At 70.4% G+C, this 18441-nt stretch carries 16 protein-coding genes and 1 tRNA gene; 10 read left to right on the top strand and 7 right to left on the bottom strand.

Translation table 11 applies throughout. The annotated features are described in order from the left end of the window. The first annotated feature begins 82 nt into the window (after positions 1-82). Entirely contained in the window at positions 83-2551 is a 2469-nt protein-coding gene (locus BLQ63_RS05995; protein WP_091030075.1) for a glycoside hydrolase family 3 protein, read from the top strand. Between the two features lie 58 nt (positions 2552-2609). Here BLQ63_RS05995 and BLQ63_RS06000 read toward each other — a convergent pair whose 3' ends face one another. Further along, complete coding sequence (locus tag BLQ63_RS06000; protein WP_091030077.1) at positions 2610-2942, bottom strand: YtxH domain-containing protein; 333 nt, start codon at positions 2940-2942, stop codon at positions 2610-2612. 269 nt (positions 2943-3211) lie between these two features. Here BLQ63_RS06000 and BLQ63_RS06005 point away from each other — a divergent pair. Then, positions 3212-3287, top strand: a tRNA-Asn gene (locus BLQ63_RS06005). A 54-nt stretch (positions 3288-3341) separates the two neighbouring features. Here the strand turns inward: BLQ63_RS06005 and BLQ63_RS06010 are convergent. Genes BLQ63_RS06010 through BLQ63_RS06020 form a run of 3 tightly spaced genes read right to left on the bottom strand, consistent with a single transcriptional unit; the run spans position 3342 to position 6381 of the window. Beyond that, entirely contained in the window at positions 3342-4550 is a 1209-nt protein-coding gene (locus BLQ63_RS06010; RefSeq protein ID WP_091030080.1) for an NADH:flavin oxidoreductase/NADH oxidase family protein, read from the bottom strand. A gap of 51 nt (positions 4551-4601) precedes the next feature. Further along, on the bottom strand, positions 4602-5036 hold the full coding sequence (locus tag BLQ63_RS06015) for a MarR family winged helix-turn-helix transcriptional regulator (protein ID WP_091030083.1): 435 nt from the start codon (positions 5034-5036) through the stop codon (positions 4602-4604). Positions 5037-5082: 46 nt separating this feature from the next. Continuing rightward, complete coding sequence (locus BLQ63_RS06020) at positions 5083-6381, bottom strand: prenyltransferase/squalene oxidase repeat-containing protein (protein WP_091030086.1); 1299 nt, start codon at positions 6379-6381, stop codon at positions 5083-5085. A gap of 565 nt (positions 6382-6946) precedes the next feature. Between BLQ63_RS06020 and BLQ63_RS06025 the strand changes: the two genes are divergently transcribed. Further along, positions 6947-7546 carry a TetR/AcrR family transcriptional regulator gene (locus tag BLQ63_RS06025; RefSeq protein WP_218125085.1) on the top strand — a complete coding sequence of 200 codons (600 nt, stop codon included), beginning with the start codon at positions 6947-6949 and terminating at the stop codon, positions 7544-7546. On the opposite strand, the gene BLQ63_RS06030 is transcribed toward BLQ63_RS06025, so the two are convergent. Together BLQ63_RS06030 and BLQ63_RS28290 are read right to left on the bottom strand one after the other, a co-directional pair. Beyond that, complete coding sequence (locus BLQ63_RS06030; RefSeq protein ID WP_091030271.1) at positions 7543-8211, bottom strand: DsbA family oxidoreductase; 669 nt, start codon at positions 8209-8211, stop codon at positions 7543-7545. The genes BLQ63_RS06025 and BLQ63_RS06030 overlap by 4 nt on opposite strands. Further along, the gene (locus BLQ63_RS28290; RefSeq protein WP_177154803.1) at positions 8211-8348 is read right to left on the bottom strand and encodes a hypothetical protein; all 138 of its coding nucleotides are present in this window, start codon (positions 8346-8348) and stop codon (positions 8211-8213) included. The genes BLQ63_RS06030 and BLQ63_RS28290 overlap by 1 nt, the downstream gene beginning before the upstream one ends. Before the next feature lie 157 nt (positions 8349-8505). Between BLQ63_RS28290 and BLQ63_RS06035 the strand changes: the two genes are divergently transcribed. The 7 genes from BLQ63_RS06035 (at position 8506) to BLQ63_RS06065 (ending at position 17480) form a co-directional block, all read left to right on the top strand. Next, positions 8506-9168 (top strand): peptidoglycan-binding domain-containing protein, encoded by a 663-nt coding sequence (locus BLQ63_RS06035; protein ID WP_091030094.1) that lies wholly within the window; start codon positions 8506-8508, stop codon positions 9166-9168. 118 nt (positions 9169-9286) lie between these two features. After that, positions 9287-10963, top strand: coding sequence for a DUF885 domain-containing protein (locus tag BLQ63_RS06040; RefSeq protein WP_091030100.1), 1677 nt, complete (start codon positions 9287-9289; stop codon positions 10961-10963). A 469-nt stretch (positions 10964-11432) separates the two neighbouring features. Continuing rightward, positions 11433-12932: a pyridoxal phosphate-dependent decarboxylase family protein gene (locus BLQ63_RS06045; protein ID WP_290427764.1), complete on the top strand. Its 1500-nt coding sequence runs from the start codon at positions 11433-11435 to the stop codon at positions 12930-12932. Further along, positions 12929-14218 (top strand): lysine N(6)-hydroxylase/L-ornithine N(5)-oxygenase family protein, encoded by a 1290-nt coding sequence (locus BLQ63_RS06050; RefSeq protein ID WP_091030106.1) that lies wholly within the window; start codon positions 12929-12931, stop codon positions 14216-14218. The genes BLQ63_RS06045 and BLQ63_RS06050 overlap by 4 nt, the downstream gene beginning before the upstream one ends. A 42-nt stretch (positions 14219-14260) precedes the next feature. Next, positions 14261-14851 carry a GNAT family N-acetyltransferase gene (locus BLQ63_RS06055; RefSeq protein WP_218125086.1) on the top strand — a complete coding sequence of 197 codons (591 nt, stop codon included), beginning with the start codon at positions 14261-14263 and terminating at the stop codon, positions 14849-14851. After that, on the top strand, positions 14848-16608 hold the full coding sequence (locus BLQ63_RS06060; protein ID WP_143014781.1) for an IucA/IucC family protein: 1761 nt from the start codon (positions 14848-14850) through the stop codon (positions 16606-16608). Before BLQ63_RS06055 ends, BLQ63_RS06060 begins: the two co-directional genes overlap by 4 nt. 104 nt (positions 16609-16712) lie before the next feature. Continuing rightward, positions 16713-17480, top strand: coding sequence for an SDR family NAD(P)-dependent oxidoreductase (locus tag BLQ63_RS06065; protein ID WP_177154804.1), 768 nt, complete (start codon positions 16713-16715; stop codon positions 17478-17480). On the opposite strand, the gene BLQ63_RS06070 is transcribed toward BLQ63_RS06065, so the two are convergent. Further along, positions 17481-18362 carry an IS5 family transposase gene (locus BLQ63_RS06070; RefSeq protein ID WP_091030119.1) on the bottom strand — a complete coding sequence of 294 codons (882 nt, stop codon included), beginning with the start codon at positions 18360-18362 and terminating at the stop codon, positions 17481-17483. Between the last annotated feature and the right edge of the window lie 79 nt (positions 18363-18441).

The raw sequence follows: 18441 nt of genomic DNA on the forward strand, positions 1-18441 counted from the left end.
GATTATAAATTCTCGGTAACGGAACCTACCGATCGGTCGGTAAACGAGGCATACTCCAGGTCGAACCGAAAGGAAGGGCGACATGAGCGACTGGACCGTCCCGGCCGACCGACCCGAATACGACGCGGCCGCCGAAGCCGCACTGGCGAAGCTGGACCTTGAGACCAAGGCCGACCTGCTCGCCGGCATCGACATGTGGCGGACCCTCGCGGCCCCCGAGGCGGGGCTGCGGTCGATGACCGTCTCCGACGGGCCGATCGGGGTGCGGGGCCGGTTCTGGACCGCCGCCGACCCGTCGCTCGCACTGCCGAGCCCGACCGCGCAGGCCGCGTCCTGGGACCCCGAACTGGTGCGCCGCATCGGCAACGCGCTCGCGGCCGAGGCCCGCCGCAAGGACGTCGACGTGCTGCTCGCGCCGACGATCAACCTGCACCGCTCCCCGCTGGGCGGGCGCCACTTCGAGGCCTTCAGCGAGGACCCGTACCTGACCGGGCGCATCGCCACGGCGTACGTCGCCGGGGTCCAGGAGCGCGGCGTGGGCACCACCATGAAGCACTACGTGGCCAACGACGCCGAGACCGACCGGTTCACCGTCGACAACGTCATCGGCGAGCGGGCGCTGCGCGAGCTGTACCTGCGCCCGTTCGAGATGATCGCCGCCGCGGTGAACCCGTGGGGCGTCATGACCGCCTACAACGCCGTCAACGGCACCACCATGACCGCGCACCGGGAGCTCATGGCGGTCCTGCGCGACGAGTTCGGCTTCGACGGGTTCAACGTCTCGGACTGGGGCGCCGCCCGCCACACCGTCGAGGACGTCGAGGCCGGGCTCGACCTGGCGATGCCCGGGCCGTTCACGATCTACGGCGCGCACCTGGTCGAGGCCGTGCGCGAGGGCCGCACCAGCGAGGAGCACGTGGACGCCGCGGTGCGCCGGATGCTCAAGCTCGCCGCCCGCGTCGGCGCGCTCGAGGGCGTCGCGGCGGCGGTGGACGAGCGGATCGAGGCGGTCGAGGACCCCGAGGCGTTCCTGCGCGAGATCGCCCGCCGCTCCTTCGTGCTCGCCAAGAACGGCGTTCCCGCCGGCGACGAGGCGGCGATGCTGCCGCTGCACGGCGACGCGATCCACCGGCTCGCGCTCATCGGCCCGGCCGCGGCCGAGGCCCGCGTGCTCGGCGGCGGCTCCGCGACGGTGTTCCCGCCGCATGTGGTCGCCCCGCTCGACGGCCTCCGCGCCGCCCTCGGCGACCGCGTCCAGTACGCGCAGGGCGTGGACCTGTTCGAGCAGATCACGGCCGCCGGCCGCGGCTTCGCGCTGACCGTCAGGCCCGTGAGGCACGACGGGACCGAGCTGGCCCCCGAGCCGCTCGCGAACGGCGACGTCAAGTGGATGGGCTACGTGCCGGGCCTCGACCCCTCCGAGCTGCACCTCGCGATCGTCGAGGGCGTGTACACGGTCCAGGCGACCGGCGAGCACGTCTTCGGCACCCGCGGCGCGGGCCGCCACAAGCTGGTCGTCGGCGGCGAGGTGCTCTTCGACGGCGCCCACGTCTTCGCCGGGGACGACCCGTTCGAGGCGTTCTTCGGGCCCGGCGTCGAGCGCGCCCGGGTCCGTCTCGAAGCGGGGCAAGAGGTCTCGGTGCGGCTGGAGTACACGCCGGACGACTTCCCGCCCGGGTTCCCGCCGTCGGTCCTGTTCGGCCTCATGCACACCGAGCCGCGCCCCGACGAGGACCGGCTCATCGCCGAGGCCGTCGAGACCGCCCGCGACGCCGAGGTGGCGGTCGTGGTCGTCTCCACGACCGCGATGACCGAGTCGGAGGGCTTCGACCGGCGCGACCTGCGCCTGCCCGGACGCCAGGATGAACTCGTCTCGGCGGTCGCGGCGGCCAACCCGAACACGGTCGTGGTGGTCAACACCGGTTCGCCGGTGGAGATGCCGTGGGCCGACGAGGTGGCCGCGATCCTGCTGACCTGGTTCCCGGGCCAGGAGGGCGGCGGCGCCCTCGCCGAGGTGCTGCTGGGCGCCGAACCGGGCGGGCGCCTGACCACGACGTGGCCCAGGCGCCTCGAGGACGCGCCGGTGGTCCAGGTCGTGCCGACCGGCGAGGGCGAACTGCACTACGACGAGGGCGTCTTCATCGGCTACCGGGCCTGGGAGCGGCGCGGCGGCGCGGAGCCGGCCTTCTGGTTCGGCCACGGGCTGTCGTACACCGACTGGGAGTACGAGGAGATCGGCGTCGACGGCGACGAGGTGACCGTCCGCGTCCGCAACAGCGGCAGCGTCAAAGGCCGCGAAGTGGTCCAGGTGTACCTGGCCCCCGAGGCCGAGGTGCAGGGCGGCATCGAGAAGCACCGCCTGGCGGGCTTCCAGGCGATCGAAGCCGAGCCCGGTGAGACGGTCGAAGTGGTCGTCCGGCTCGAGGAGCGCTCGTTCCAGTACTGGAGCGAGCAGGAGCACGGCTGGCGCGACGCGGGCGGCACGTGGACCGTGGAGGCGGGCCGCAACGTGGGAGACCTGCGCCTGAGCGCTCCGGTGAAGCGGGCTTAGAGGACACAGAGAAGGCGGGCGGGACCGATGTCCCGCCCGCCTTCGCCGGCTCGTCAACTCAGAAGCCGGCGGAGTCCTCGCGCAGCGCCCGGTCGCTGCGGACCGGGGTGGTGACCCCGGCGGAGTCCCACGGCTCCTTCTTCGGGGGTTCGTCCGCACTCCTGGTGAAGTTCTCGACGACCTCGCCGAACTTCGTGCCCTTGATCTTGTCCTCGACCAGGTCCGCGGCCTTGCCGGCCTGCTCGCGCACTGACGAGGTGACCTGCTGGACCTTGTCGTTCCCGGTGACCCGCCGCGTGTAGTCCACGATCTGGTCGTAACGCTCCCGGCCGGCCTTCGCCCCCAGGATGTAGCCGACCGCGAATCCGGCTACGAGATACCACTTCCGCATATTTGCCTCCCCCGGCCGGCCCTTCGACCGAATCCTCGGTTCACTGTGCACTGCAATTCACTCTGCGTGGCCGCAGTTAGCGGCCATTCTGCCGCATCTGGGGGTGCCCCGGCGGTCCATGGCGAAACACACCTGGCGAAACCACGCGAATTTCCCCGACCGGGGGACGGCGCTCGGACGCGCGTCACACCCACCCCGGCGGCACCGGCGCGCGCCGGTCCTGTACTGTCGTATCCGGTTCGCAAGGTGAAAGCCGAGCTCGAACCCCTTCCCCAATAGCTCAATTGGCAGAGCAGCCGACTGTTAATCGGCAGGTTCTTGGTTCGAGTCCAAGTTGGGGAGCCAAGCCAGCACTATCCGAACCCCGGGCCGGGAAAGCCGCCCCGGGGTTCTTTGTGTTCAGCCGACGTGGTCTCGGCGGTAGCGGGACAGGTGGCGGGAGCGGCGGTAGCGGTCGAGCAGGAGGGCCACCGTGGGCGCCCGGGGCGGCGTGTCCCTCCCGTCTCCCATGGACTGCAGCCTCCCGGTGATCGCGGCCTGGACCGCCGCCGCCCGTATCGGCTTGGACCGGATCATCGAGCACGGCGGCTCGACCGGCGCGTCGTCGCCCGCGAGCCAGCGGCGCGGGGCCTCCGGCTGCTGCGCGAGCGCCGTCGCCGCGCCCACGAGCGCGAAGCCGCGCTCGATGACGCGTTCGGCGGCTTCGCGGCGGCGGACGCCGCCGGTGAGCATCAGCGGGACGGCCGCCCGGTCGACCAGGCGGCCGGCGAGGTCGATGAGGTACGCCTCGCGGGCCAGCGTGCTGTGGTCGGCGGTCTGCTCCGGGGAGATCAGCGATTCGATGTTGCCTCCCGAGAGCTCCACGAAGTCGACGGAGTCGCCGAGCCATTCGACGACCTGCCGCGCGTCGTCGATCGCGAAGCCGCCGCGCTGGAAGTCGGCGGAGTTGAGCTTGACCGCGATGCCGAAGCCGGGATCGACGCGGTCGCGGACGGCGTCGACGATCTCCAGGAGCAGGCGCGCCCGGTTCCGGAGCGACCCGCCCCACTCGTCGTCGCGGCGGTTGACCAGCGGGGACAGGAACTGGGAGACGAGGTAGCCGTGGGCGGCGTGGATCTCGACGCCGGGGAATCCGGCCTCCCGGGCCAGGCGGGCGGTCGTCGCGAAGCGGTCGATGACATCGCGGATGTCCTGCTCCGCCATGGGTTTCGGGACGGGGTAGAGCCGCGAGAGCGATCCGATCGCGACCTGCACGGCCGACGGCGCCAGGGCGAGCGCGCCCGTGTCGCGCAGGACCAGCCGGCCCGGGTGGTTGATCTGCATCCAGACCGGTGCGGCGCCCGCGGCGGACGCCCAGCGCCGGAACGGTTCGAGGTCGCTGGTCTCGTCGAGCACGATGTCGCCGGGCTGGGCGACGGCGCGGCGGTCGACCATGACATGCCCGGTGATGATGAGCCCCGCCCCTCCGGCGCCCCACCGGCGGTAGAGCCGCTCGAGCCGCTCGTCGGGTTGCTGTCCGGGCCCGGCGAGCTGTTCTTCCATGGCGGCCTTGACGATGCGGTTGCGCAGCGTGGTCCCGCTCCGCAGCGGCAGTGGACTGTCGAGCATGCGAACTCCTTCAAGACTTGAACTATTTGAAAGAGTACTGCAAGACTTGAACTAAATCTGCGACCGGTCGAGATCGGCGACCTCGGCCATGTTCGCGAGCGTCTCGGCGAGGGTGCGCAGGTCGGCGGGCGACAGCGCCGCGAACGGCGTCGCCTCCAGCGCGGCCGCGATGACCTCGCCGCGCGCCCGCTCGCCTTCGGGGGTCAGCGCGAGGACGCTCGAGCGGCCGTCATGGGGGTCGCGCCGCCGCTCGACGTAGCCGCGGTCCTCCAGCTGCTTGGCGATGAACGTCAGGTTGGAGGCGTTGCAGTGCAGGCGCCGCGCCACCGCCCGCATGGGCGGCGCCGGCAGGTCGGGGTCGATGGACCAGAGCGCCTGCCCGGTCTGGTAGGTGAGGCGGAGCCGGCTCAGCACCGGCTCCAGCTTCGTGCTCGTGACCATCGAGATCTCGTGAACCGCGCGAACCACGCTCAGCAGATCGTCCATGCCACCCATTGTGAACCAGGGCGATCACGGGAGGCGGGCGTCGGCCTCACTCGCGGCGGCGGCGCGAGCGCCAGTTCCGGGCCCCCCGGTAGACCCAGGAGACCGCTCCGAGCATCGCCGTCGCGAGTCCCGAGGTCAGGAGGCTCTGGCGGAAGGTCACGCCGCTGCCGACGAGCTGATCGCGCAGCCCGGTGCCGGCCGTGTCGATCGTCAGCGCGACGACCGCGCCGAGGACGCCGAGCGTCGAGATGAGCGGGGCGCGGTTGACGACGAAGTCGAGGACGGTCAGCAGCCCGTTCGTCAGGCGCATCCCTTCGCGGCGCAGCCCCGCCGGCGGGAGGGCGCTCCGCCAGGCCGCGACGGCGACGACGATCTGGCCGGTCAGCCAGATGTGCCGGTGCGCGCCGTCGTCCCACAGCGCCCAGGACCCGCGGACGAGGTTCGGCCCCGAGATCGTCTGGTCGCCGCCGATGAGGAACTGGACCGCGCGCAGGCAGGCCGTGCGCGAGCGGTGGTCCTCGAGTTTCGCCAGGGCGAGCAGGCACCAGGCCGTGCCGCTGTTGGCGCACTTGTTGGTCAGCTGGAGGGACGTGCGGTCCTGGGCGGTGTGCCACTCGTCGAGGCTGTTGGGCCACCTGCCGCTGTCGCGCTGCTGCTTGACCACGTACTCGACCGCGAGCTGGAACGCTTCGGACGGGACGCGCGCGGCCTGGAACGCGACCAGCACCTGCGCGGTGGTCCCCGGGTTCGGGCGGGCCGAGCTGGTGACGCCCCAGCCGTGGCTCGCGTTGTCCTGGCAGCGCAGGAGGTAGGAGACGATGTTGTCCTGGAGGTCGTCGCGGTGGCGCCAGAGGGCGAAGGCCCACAGGGTCAGCGCGGACGGCATGGTGCGCGGGAGTTCGCCGTCGGGCGCGGAGGCGACGGAGCCGTCGCGCACGTCGATGCAGGATTCGAGGAACGCCAGTCCGTTCTCGATCTCGCGGCTCCTGGTGTCGGGTGCGATCTCGTAGAGCGCGATTAGGGCCCAGGCGGTCGGTTCCGCTCCGGCGAAGGCGAACTCGCCGCTGCGGAAGGAGCCGTCCTTGTTCTGCCGGGTCTTGATCCAGCGCTTGGTGGCGCCGAGGTCGACGTCGTCGAGGATCGAGGCGATCTGCCTCCCGCATCGCCGGAGCGCGGCGACCGCGCAGACGGCGTCGACGGTTCCGCCCCACAGCGACGCCTCCGCGCCGCCCGCCGACACGGGCCACACCTGCTGGCCGGCGATGCGATGGCGCTTGAGCCATGTCGCGGCGAGCGCCAGGCGTTCGTTCAGTTCGACCTCGGTGGGCCATCGCCTTTTGGGCATCACGCACCTCCACGGGGAGAGGCGGAAGCGCCGCGGTGAATCGGGTTGGATCAAGGCGCACTTCAGCCATCGGATTCGTGCTCTCAGTGCGCCATTGCACTTGAAACATGCAGACTTCCAATGATGGCAGAAGGGAAGGGCTCTCGCACGAGTGAGGATCGACTTACTTCAATCTCAGTGGCCATTCGAGCCACGCTGGCACGAGATGACACGGTTGGACCGTCCTAGCTTGTCCCCCAAGGGATCTCGGATGAAAACACGCATTCTCGAGCATCGCTTTCCGGTGCCCGGAATCGTGATTTCCATCCGATCACACAATGAACACTGTGCGATTGCGACAAGGACAGAAGAGATCGCCTTGAGTCAATTTCCCGACAGTTCACAAGATCATTCGACCGAGTCCGCAGCCGCGGCGCCGGAGTCCTCGAGCCGGCACCGGTCCGCAAGGCCGGGCGCGAGCGGGTCGGGCGGTAAAGTTGAGGCTGACGTCAAGTTGAGAGGGGTCCTCGTGGGAGATGGGGCGGTGCGTTCCGTTCGGGCCGATGCTCGGCGGAACATCGAGAAGTTGGTCCAGTCCGCCGCCGACGTCTTCAGGGAGCGCGGGCTGAACGCCCCTCTGGAGGCGATCGCCCAGCGGGCCGGGGTCAGTACGGGGACCATCTACCACCGGTTCGGTTCGCGCGAGGCGCTCATCGACGCCGTCGTGCCGGACTACGCCGAGGACCAGCTGGACGAGGCCGCCGCGGGCGCGGAGGCGTGCGCCGATCCCTGGGACGGGTTCGCGCTGTACGTCGAGCGGGTCTGCGAGCTGCAGGCCTCCAACCTGGCCTTGAACGATGTCATCTCGCGGAACCACCCGGGGACGGCCAAGCTGGCGGAGGTCTGCCGTCGTTCGCAGGAGCAGGCCCGGCGGATCGCCGAGCGGGCTCAGGCCGACGGGGCGCTGCGGGCCGACTTCGCGGTGGAGGATCTGCTGTTCGTCTTCTGGTCCAACGCGATGCTCATCAGGTTCACGGCCGAGACCGCACCGGACGCGTGGCGCCGCAGTCTGGCTTTCACGTTGGACGGGTTGCGGACCGGGGCCGCGCATGAGCTGCCGACCGCGGCCCTCACTCCCGCTCAGGTCGAGCAGGTCATGGCCGGCCGCGGTCGCGCAGCGATCTAGTCGCCGCCCCAGGCCGTGTCGAGCGCCTTGAGGAACACGTCCGCGTCCTGGGCTCCCGACACCGCGTACTTGCCGTCGAGGACGAAGAACGGCACCCCGGAGATGCCCAGTTCCCTGGCCTGGCGCAGGTCGGCCTCGACGTCGTCGTCGTGCCTGCCGGACTTCAGCGCCTCCAGCGCCTCGTCGCGGTCGAGTCCGATCTCGGCGGCCATGTCGGCGAGCGCCGAGTGGTCGGCGATGTTCAGGCCGTCGGTGAAGTAGGCCCGGAAGAGCCGGTGCACCATCTCGTTCTGGAGTCCGCCCGTGGCGGCGAAGTACGAGAGCCGGTGCGCGTCACGGGAGTTCACGGTCACAGCCCGGTCGAGGCGGTAGTCCAGGCCCAGCGACTCGGCGCGCTCGGTGATGCCGGCGTGCATGGACTCCACCCGGTCGCGCGGGTAACCGCGCTGCTCCACGAGCAGGTCGATCAGGTCGACGGGCCGGTCGCGCGAGAGCTCGGGCATGAGCTGGTAGCTGTGGTGGCGGACCGACACCGCGGAGGCGTGCGGGAACCGCTCGATCGCCTGGGCCAGCAGCGTGTCGCCCATGTAGCAGAACGGGCACATGATGTCGCTCCACACGTCGACCGTGATCGCGCGGCCGCCTCCGGAGACGTCGCCCGCCATCAGCGGCACTCCCCTTCCAGGTCGCACATGCCAACGGATTCGTCGCCGTTCAGGAGTATCAGCGGGCCGGCCTCAGACGGTTCGGGGGCCTGCGCTTCGGGAGCCTGCGGCTCCTCGGTCTCGTAAGTTGACGTCATAGTCAAGAACCGTACCGTAATTTGACGGTACCGTCAAGATATGAACGCGCCCGCCCGGCGCTGTCCGAAATCCGACCCGTTGCGGTGGTTGTCATGACTTGCTTTGTCCCGGTTTAATGGTCATCGCATCTTTCACGAGGATTGGGAAGGAGGGTCTATGGCCTGGCGACTGGCCGGAAGCCTCGGCGTGCTCCGCGCCGAGATCGACACCGCCGCCCCGGGACGGTCGACCGTCTCGGACGGCACCATCGGCGACGACGCCCACCAGGGCACGGCCTCAGACCACAACCCCAACGGCGCGAACGTCGTCTGCGCCGCGGACTTCACCCACGACCCCGGCGGCGGCGCCGACATGCACCAGTTCGCGGAGTTCATCAGGGACCGGAACCACACCGCGGTCAAGTACGTCATCTGGAACCGGCGCATCTGGTCGAAGCACCGGGACGACGAAGGGTGGCGCGCCTACGGCGGGTCCAACCCCCACACCCGGCACATGCACGTCTCCGTCGGCGTCGGACCCGACGGGCAGAGCACCGGGCCGTACGACGTCACCAGCCCGTGGGGCATCGAAGCGAAATTCGGAGGAGGAGAGTTGATCGGTCTCAAGCGCGGCGACCGCGGCGATCGGGTGAAAGGCCTGCAGGCCACCCTCAGACTCGCGGGGTACGACCCCGGCGAGGTCGACGGCGACTACGGCGCCGACACCGCCGCGGCGGTGCTCAAGATGCGCAGGGCCGAAGGCTCCGACGTGGCCGACGGCGACAACTTCACCGGCTGGGCCTACGCGCAGCTCATGCGCGCGATGGCCAAACAGCACTGAACGCGATGGAGCGGAGCGGGCCGGGATCGTTCGATCCCGGCCCGCTCCGCTCCCAACGCACTTGCCGGTCGGCTAGTGAAGCGAATAGAGTCGTGGCACCTCGCACGAAAGGGCACTCATGGGCGATCCTCAGCTCGCGGCGCTGGCGCAGCGCCACTTCGACCACCACCTGGCCGACAACCCCACCTCCGCCACGTTCTACGGCCTCCCCGGCCACGACGACCGGCTCCCCGACCCGAGCCGGGAGGGCGACCTGGTGCGGCTCGCCCACCACACCGAGATCCGCGACGGCCTCGCCGCGATCGACCCCGACACCCTCGAAGGCCAGGACCGCATCACCTACTCGGTCCTCGCCCGCCTGGTCTCGGACCAGGCCGCGAACCTCCAGGCGGCCCTCGGCGAAGTCGCCCTCAGCAACACCATCTCCGGGCCCGTCTCCTCCATGCTGTCCTCGCTGCCGCGCACGACCCTCGACTCCGAGCAGCGCAGCCGCGACTACCTCGTGCGCCTGGGCGCCGTCGGCGACCACTTCGACGCCGTGCTCGACCGCTACCGCCGGGCCGGCGGCGAAGGACGCCACCAGACCCGCCACGGCGTACTCGCCGTCATCGGGCAGATCGACGACTACCTCGCCACCGACGTCGCCGCCGACCCGCTCGCCTCGCTCGAGCCCACGGGCGTGGACGTCGACGAGTGGCGCACGAAGGCCCGGCTGCTCGTCGCCGAGCGGGTGCGCCCCGCCCTCGCCCGCTGGCGCACGGCGCTCGAAACGGAGCTGCTGCCGGTCGCCCGCGACGACGAGCACGTCGGCGTCTGCAACGTGCCCGGCGGCGAGGCCGGATACCGGGCCGCCTCGCGCTACTTCACCACCACCGACCTCACCCCCGAGGAAATCCACCGGATCGGACTCGACGAGGTCGCGCGCCTGCGCGGCGAATTCGCCGAGATCGGCGCACGGGCCCTGGGCGCCGCGGACGCCGGCGAGGTCATCGACCGGCTCCGCGGCGACCTCTCGCTGCGCTACGAGACCGCCGACGAGATCCTCGCCGACGTCACCGCCGCACTCCACCGGGCCGAGGAGGCCCTGCCCACGGCGTTCCTGGACTACGACGTCGCGCCGTGCAACGTCCAGGTCATCCCCGAAGCGGCCGCGAAGGGCTCGACCCTCGCCTACTACACCGTCCCCGCCTCCGACGGCTCCCGCCCGGGCACCCACTGGGTCAACACCTACGACCCCGCCAGCCGCTCCCGGTACGAGTACGAGGCCCTCGCGTTCCACGAGAGCGTCCCCGGACACCACCTCCAGTTCGCGCTCGGCCAGACCCTCACCGACCTGCCGCAGTTCCGGCAGTTCGGCTACGTCACCGCCTTCGGCGAGGGCTGGGGCCTGTACACCGAGCGGCTGTGCGACGAGATCGGGCTCTACAGCGGCGATCTGGCGCGCCTGGGCATGGTCTCGTTCGACGCCTGGCGGGCCTGCCGGCTCGTCGTCGACACCGGGATGCACGCGTTCGGCTGGTCGCGGGAGCGGGCGCTCCAGTACATGCGCGACAACACCGCGCTGTCCGAAGTGAACATCGCGAACGAGGTCGACCGGTACATCGCCTGGCCGGGCCAGGCGCTGGCGTACATGATCGGGCGCAAGCACATCGAGATGCTGCGGGCGCGGGCCGAGAAGGCGCTCGGGAGCGCGTTCGACCTGCGGCACTTCCACGACCGCGTCCTCTCCAGCGGGTCGATCCCGCTGGAGACCATGACCTGGGTCGTGGAGGCGTGGATCGCGGAGCCGAGGTAACCCGTTCGGGGAGGATTCCGGACCGGCGGGGGCCATCGGCCCCTGCCGGTCTTTTTGCGCCGCAACGCGGACGACGGGACGCGCAGGGAGCCGGCCCGCGGGGTACACCGTTCGTTGTCGGATTGGTGACAGACAGTTTTGCCCCGGTCCTGCACGATATGAACGCGGCGGTGGCTCCCCCCGGGCGCCGCCGCAACTAAGTTTCCGGACCTTCGGCCTGGTGCGTCGCACCGGCGCAAGCGGCCTGGGCCGCAATCCCTCTCGACAGTCCTCAAGGGACTGTTCATCGTGCCGTACACGGGATGTCGGCATTTCACGCAAATGCCTTACCCGGCTAGTCATCGCAAGAATTCGTGGAGAACATCACCATCCGGGATGAGCCCTTCCGCCGAACTCACGGTTAGGTTAGCCTAACCTACACGTTCCCCGGCCATCTCGAGACCGTCCCTCCGCGAAAGGACACTCCGTGCTGACAAGCGCCGACCCGCGTCCGGCTCCCCTGCCGCCCAACAGAACCCAGCCTCCCGCCCTGCTGGGCCGCGAATCGGCCGCCGCCTATCGCGGCCTCATCGCCGACGTCGCCGGGCGCCTCGCCGAGCGGTTCGCCGCCGTCGACCGGCCCTGGACCGGCGCCGCCCCGGCCGACCTGGCACCGGCCATCGCCGCGGTCGACCTCGACCGGCCCCTGGCGTCCTTCGAGGACGCGTTCGAGGAGGTCGGCGAGCTCTACCTGAACGACGCGGTCTGGTTCCACCACCCGAGCTACCTCGCGCACCTCAACTGCCCGGTCGCCCTCCCGGCCGTGGCCGCCGAGACCGTGCTCGCCGCCGTGAACACCTCGGTCGACACGTGGGACCAGAGCGCCGGCGGCACCTTCATCGAGCAGCGCCTCATCGAGTGGACGGCCGAGCGCATCGGCCTCGGCGCCGAGGCCGACGGCGTGTTCACTTCGGGTGGGACGCAGTCGAACCTGCACGCGCTGCTCCTGGCCAGGGACGAGGCCGTCGAGCACCTCCTGCTCAAGCACCGCGTCGAGGAGGGCACCCCGCTGCGCGGCGTCGAGGTCCTGCCGCGACTGCGGCTCTTCGCGTCCCCGCACAGCCACTTCAGCGTCGTCAAGGCCGCCAGGCTCCTCGGTCTCGGCGAGGACGCGGTCATCACCGTCCCGGCCGACGACTGGTTCCGCATGAACCCGGCCGCGCTCGACGCCGCCATCGAGACCTGCCGCGAGCAGGGCCTGGTGCCCGCCGCGGTGGTCGCCACCGCCGGGACCACCGACTTCGGGTCGGTCGACCCGCTCGGCCCCATCGCCGAGATCGCCGCCGCGCACCGGGTCTGGCTGCACGTGGACGCCGCCTACGGCTGCGGCCTGCTCGTCTCCCGCGAGCACCGGGGCCTGCTCGAGGGCATCGAGCACGCCGACTCGGTCACCGTGGACTACCACAAGTCGTTCTTCCAGCCCGTCAGCTCCTCGGCGCTCATCGTGCGCGACCGCGCCTCGCTGCGCCACGTCACGCACCACGCCGACTACCTCAACCCCGCCGAGGGCGCCGTCCCGAACCAGGTCGACAAGAGCCTCCAGACCACGCGGCGCTTCGACGCGCTGAAACTGTGGATGACGTTGCGCACCTTGGGACCCGATGCGGTCGGCGACATGTTCGACCGGGTCTGCGCCCTCGCCGGCGAGACGTGGGACTGGATCGCCACCGACCCGCGCTTCGAGGTCGCCGCCCCGCCCTCGCAGCTGTCGACGGTGCTGTTCCGCCTCGCCGGCGCCGACGACGAGGTCCACCGCCGGGCCCGCGAGGCCCTCGCGGCCTCGGGCGCCGGCATGGTCGCGGCCACCAGGGTCGAGGGCCGCATCGCCCTGAAGCTCACGCTGCTCAACCCCGAGACGGGCCTGTCGGACATCGTGCCCGTGCTCGAAGCGCTCGCGCAGCACGGCAAGAGGGTCGGGGAGTCGGCGTGAAGGTCTACGACTTCATCGGGATCGGCGTGGGGCCGTTCAACCTCGGTCTCGCGGCCCTGACCGATCCGATCGCGGACCTCGACGGGCTCTTCCTGGAGCGCAAGGCGAACGTCGACTGGCACCCGGGGATGCTCATCGAGGGCACCACCATGCAGGTGCCGTTCATGGCCGACCTCGTGACGCTCGCCGACCCGACCTCCGAGTTCTCGTTCCTCAACTACCTCAAGCAGCAGGGCCGGATCTACCCGTTCTACATCCGCGAGTCGTTCTTCCAGCTGCGCACCGAGTTCCAGGACTACCTGCGGTGGGCGGCCGCCAAGCTCGGGAACCTGCGCTTCGAGCGCACCGTGACCGGGGTCGAATGGCAGGGCGGCGCCTACGCGGTGCGCTCGGAGGGCCCCGGCGGCACCGAGGTCCACCATGCGAGGCGGATCGTCCTGGGGACCGGGACGCCGCCGTGGATCCCGCCCGCGTGCCGGGAGCTGGAGAGCGAGACGGTGTGCCACGCGTCCGCGTACCTGGAGCACCGGGACCGGCTCAAGGAGTGCGGTTCGATCACCGTCGTCGGCAGCGGCCAGAGCGCGGCCGAGGTGTACCGGGACCTGCTGGGCGACATCGAGTCCGGCGGGTACGAGCTGAACTGGGTGACGCGCTCCCCCAGGTTCTTCCCGCTGGAGTACACCAAGCTCACGCTGGAGATGACGAGCCCGGAGTACGTGGACTACTTCCACGGCCTGCCGGCGGCCAAGCGCGACGAGCTCAACGCGACCCAGAAGGGCCTGTACAAGGGCATCAACGCCGAGCTCGTCAACGACATCTTCGACGTGCTGTACCAGAAGCGCTTCGAGCAGGGCACCGTCGCGACCAGGCTGTTCACCAACTGCACTCTTGAAAAAAGTACAGTCGAGAAGGCGGCGGGGTGGAGTGTGCGCCTGGGCGTGCGGCAGCACGAGCAGGACCGCTCCTTCGAGCTGCTCACCGAGGGCCTGGTGCTGGCGACCGGCTACAGTTACCGCGTCCCCGACTTCATGAACCCCGTTCGCGACCGGCTCCGGTTCGACGCGACCGGGCGCCTGGAGGCCCGCCGCGACTACAGCGTCGACGCCGCCGGGGCGGGCGAGGTCTTCGTGCAGAACGCCGAACTCGCGACCCACGGCTTCACCGCCCCCGACCTCGGCATGGCCGCACACCGCAACTCCTGGATCATCCGGTCCCTGGCCGGCCGGGAGGTCTACCCGATCGAACACCGCATCGGCTTCCAGGAGTTCGGAGCACCACTGCCGTGAAGAGCATCCCCGTCGGAGACCACTCGTGAAAGGGGCACCGCCGTGACAGCGACCCTGAAGGCGCCCAGCACCTTCTACCACCTGCACCCGAGCCTCGGCGACTTCGGCCTGCGCCTGGTCGACCCGCCGACGGACTCGCCGCTGCTGCACGAGTGGGTGACGCACCCCAAGGCGCGGTACTGGATGATGCAGGACGCCTCGGTGGCCGACGTGCTCGCCGAGCACGAGGCGATCGAGATGAACGCGCACCATTTCGCCTACATGGGGCTGTACCACTACCGGGCCCGGTTCCTCGTGGAGGTCTACGACCCGGCCCGCTCCGAACTCGCGGGCGTGTACGACCCGGCGCCGGGCGACGTGGGCATGCACGTGCTCACCGCCCCGAGCGACCAGCCGATCCCCGGGTTCACCAAGGGCGTCATGGAGACCGTGATGCGCCTGCTGTTCGAGGGCTTCGAGGCCGAGCGCGTCGTGGTCGAACCGGACGTGGGCAACGAGGCGATCCACCGCCTCAACGAATTCGTCGGCTTCCGGCCCCAGCGGGCCGTGGAGCTCGAGGACAAGCAGGGGCTGCTGAGCTTCTGCACCCGAATCGATTTCGAGCGGTCCGCCGCCAGAGGAGTGCACCCGTGAGCGCCATCGACCATCTGACCCCCGAGCTGTGGCTGCGGTCCACGAGGCTCCTGCTGGCCAAGGCGATCGGCGAGTTCGCGCACGAGCGGCTGCTGGTCCCGGTCAGGGACGGCGACGGTTACGCCGTCGCCGCGTCCGGGGAGCGGTACACGTTCGCCGCCGAGCGCCTCAAGCTCGACCACTGGGCCGTGGACGCGGACTCGATCGCGCGCCTGGACGCCGACGGGAAGGAGCGCGAGCTCGACGCGGCCTCGTTCTTCCTGGCGTTCCAGGGCGAACTGGGGCTGAGCGAGTCGGTGCTGCCGGTGTACCTCGAGGAGGTCGCCGCGACGATCAACCGCGGGGCGTACCAGCTCGGCGAGGACCAGCCGACCGCGGCCGAGCTGGTGGACGCGGGCTTCCAGGCGGTCGAGGCGGCCATGACCGGCGGGCACCCGTGCTTCGTGGCCGGCTCGGGGCGCCTGGGCTTCACCTCCGAGGACTACCGGGCCTACGCGCCCGAGGCGGGCGCGGGCGTGCGCCTGATGTGGCTCGCGGCCCGGCGCGAGCACGCGATGTTCGCGGCCGCACCGGAACTGGACTTCGCTTGGCTGGTCGAGTCGCAGCTCGACGCGGACTCGCGCGAGTACTTCGCGTCGATGCTCACCGACCGCGGACTGACCTATGAGGACGTCTACCTGATCCCGGTGCACCCGTGGCAGTGGCGCAACAAGATCTCGGTGACGTTCGCGCCCGAGATCGCCGCCGGGCGCCTCGTCCCGCTCGGCGAGGGCCACGACGAGTACCAGGCGCAGCAGTCGATCCGGACGTTCTTCAACCGGTCCCGGCCCGGGGCGGACTACGTCAAGACCGCCCTGTCGGTGCTGAACATGGGCTTCATGCGCGGCCTGTCGACCGAGTACATGGAGGTCACGCCCGCGATCAGCGACTACGTGGCCGACCTCGTGCACGGCGACCCGACCCTGAAGCGCCACGGCACGGCGGTGCTGCGCGAGAGGGCCTCGGTCGGCTACCGGCACCCGGCCTACACGGCCGGAGCGCCGAAGGGCTCTCCGTACCGGAAGATGCTCGCGGCCCTGTGGCGCGAGAGCCCGGTCCCGAAGCTGGCCAAGGGCGAGCACGTCGCCACGATGGCCTCGCTGCTGCACCGGGACGGCGACGGGAGGCCGTTCGCGTCGGCGCTGATCCGCCGCTCGGGGCTGGCGCCCGAGGCGTGGCTCCGGGGCTACCTGGACGCGTACCTGGTGCCCGTGGCGCACTGCATGTTCAAGTTCGGGCTGGTGTTCATGCCCCACGGGGAGAACGTGATCCTCGTGCTGAAGGACGGCGCGGTCGACCGGGTCTTCCTCAAGGACATCGGCGAGGAGTGCGGGATCCTGGAGCCCTCCACGGCGGTGCCCGAGGAGCTGTCGCGGATCCAGGGCGAGGTGCCCGACGAGCACCGGGCCCTGTGCGTGCTGACCGACGTCGTGGACTGCTTCCTGCGGTTCCTCGCGGCCGAGCTGCACCTCGACGGGGTGCTCGGCGAGGACGCGTTCTGGCGCGTCGCGGCCGAGGCCCTGAAGGACTACCAGGGCACCCACCCCGAGCTCGGCGAGGCGTTCGAGCGGTTCTCGCTGTTCGAGGACAGTTTCACGCTGTCGTGCCTGAACCGGTTGCAGCTGAAGAACAATCAGCAGATGGTCGACCTGGAGCACCAGGACGAGAGCCTGATCTTCATCGGCAGGCTGGACAATCCCCTCGCCGAGTGGCGTTAGCGCCGCGAGTCTCGCGGGGCCGGTCTGGCACGGACCGGCCCCGCGCCCGCGTCCGCACTCGGCGGGCGGGGCCGGACGAGACGGGACACGTCATTATGAACGGCATGCATCTGAACAGCCCTGTCCTCATCACCGGTGCCAGCCACGGCCTGGGCATGGTCACCGCCCAGCTGCTGGCCGCCGAAGGCGTCCCGCTGGCCCTCTGCGCGCGCAACGCCGCTCCTTTGAACGAGTTCGCCGAGAAGCTCCGCGCCGAGCACGACGTCAAGGTCGCGACGCGCGCGATGGACGTCAACGATCCCGAGCTGGTGGTGGAGTTCGTGCACGAGGCGGGGCGCCGCCTGGGCGACCTGGCCGGGGTGGTCGCGAACGTCGGCGGGGCGCGCGGCCGGAGCCTCCTGGACACCACACCGGAGGACTGGGCGTACACGTTGAGCGTCAACGTGACCAATGCGATGACGACGTTGAAGGCGGCGCTGCCGCAGCTGCGGCGCACCGGCGGCGCGGCGGTCCTGGTCTCCTCGATCTCGGGGTCGAAGCCCTCCCCCGGGCTGGCGTACGGGTCGACCAAGGCCGCGCTGAACCACGCCGCGACGGTCCTCGGGCGCGAGCTGGGCCCCAGCGGCGTCCGCGTGAACGCGGTCGCGCCGGGGTCGATGCTCATCCCGGACCGCAACTGGGACCGGATGCGCGTGGCCGACCCGGGGCGCTACGAGGCGTTCCTGGAGGAGTTCCCGGCCCGCGAGCTCGTGGACCCCAAGGACGTCGCCGAGGTGATCGCGTTCCTCTTGTCGCCCAAGGCGAAGGCGATCAACGGCGCGGTGATCCCGGTCGACGGCGGCCAGAACGCCCCGAGCGCGTACGGGTACTGACTAGGCAGCGTCTGAGAACTCGGGTTTCCAGTCGAGGATGATGGCGACCTGGATGGTGGCTTCATATCGGACGGCGAGTTTGTCGTATCGGGTGGCGACGGCGCGGTAGCGCTTGAGACGGCCGATGGCTCGCTCAACAGTGTTGCGCTGCTTGTAGATCTCGCGGTCGAACGAGGGGGGCCGCCCGCCGAGGCGGCCCTTCGCGGTGCGGTTGCGCTGCTGATCGGCCCGGTCGGGTATCACCGCCTGGATGCCACGCCGGCGCAGGTAGGCACGGTTGGCCCGGGACGGGTAGCCCTTGTCGGCCAGGACCCGGTACGGCCGGGTTCGGGGCCTGCCCGGCCCGGGCCGAGGCACGCCGATGTCATCGAGCACACCGGGCAGGTGCGGGGAGTCGGCCATGTGCCCGGCGGTGAGTTTGAAGCTCAGCACGGTCTGGCTGGCATCGGCGGCGAGGTGGATCTTGGTGGTCCAGCCGCCCCGCGAGCGGCCCAGCGCATGGTCGTCGGGTTCACCGGGGACCAGCCGCCGGCCGGCTCCGGCCGCGGCGTGGTGGGCGCGCACGGTGGTGGAGTCGACGCTGACGGTCCAGGTCAGGTGCCCGGCTGCATCGAGGAAGGTCCAGATCGCTTTGACGATCATGGGCCAGACGCCCTCGGTCTGCCAGGTGCGAAACAGCCAGTACGCCGTCTGCCAGGGACCGAAACTGGGCGGGAGGAACCGCCAGGGTGCTCCCACCCGGACCCGCCAGGCAATCGCATCGACCAGCGTTCTGCGCGATCTGGTGATCGGTCGGCCGGTCGGGGCCGGGGCAGGCAACCAGCGACGCAGGTGACGCCACTGACCATCGGTGAGCACGGCAGGAACCGGTACGCTTGACACCAGGAGCCTCCAGTATTGAGTTTCGTTGCGACACAACAAAACTAACTGGAGGCTCCCACTGTTCTCAAACGCTGCCTAG

It is taken from the genome of Glycomyces harbinensis (genome assembly GCF_900101745.1).
In the GTDB taxonomy this organism is placed as follows: Bacteria; Actinomycetota; Actinomycetes; order Mycobacteriales; family Micromonosporaceae; genus Glycomyces; species Glycomyces harbinensis.

Coding starts and splice junctions, on each gene's coding strand:
- BLQ63_RS05995 (WP_091030075.1), top strand. CDS start 83: ATGAGCGACTGGACCGTCCCGGCCGACCGACCCGAATACGACGCGGCC.
- BLQ63_RS06000 (WP_091030077.1), bottom strand. CDS start 2,942: ATGCGGAAGTGGTATCTCGTAGCCGGATTCGCGGTCGGCTACATCCTG.
- BLQ63_RS06010 (WP_091030080.1), bottom strand. CDS start 4,550: ATGCTCGACAGTCCACTGCCGCTGCGGAGCGGGACCACGCTGCGCAAC.
- BLQ63_RS06015 (WP_091030083.1), bottom strand. CDS start 5,036: ATGGACGATCTGCTGAGCGTGGTTCGCGCGGTTCACGAGATCTCGATG.
- BLQ63_RS06020 (WP_091030086.1), bottom strand. CDS start 6,381: ATGCCCAAAAGGCGATGGCCCACCGAGGTCGAACTGAACGAACGCCTG.
- BLQ63_RS06030 (WP_091030271.1), bottom strand. CDS start 8,211: ATGGCGGGCGACGTCTCCGGAGGCGGCCGCGCGATCACGGTCGACGTG.
- BLQ63_RS28290 (WP_177154803.1), bottom strand. CDS start 8,348: ATGACGTCAACTTACGAGACCGAGGAGCCGCAGGCTCCCGAAGCGCAG.
- BLQ63_RS06035 (WP_091030094.1), top strand. CDS start 8,506: ATGGCCTGGCGACTGGCCGGAAGCCTCGGCGTGCTCCGCGCCGAGATC.
- BLQ63_RS06040 (WP_091030100.1), top strand. CDS start 9,287: ATGGGCGATCCTCAGCTCGCGGCGCTGGCGCAGCGCCACTTCGACCAC.
- BLQ63_RS06065 (WP_177154804.1), top strand. CDS start 16,713: ATGCATCTGAACAGCCCTGTCCTCATCACCGGTGCCAGCCACGGCCTG.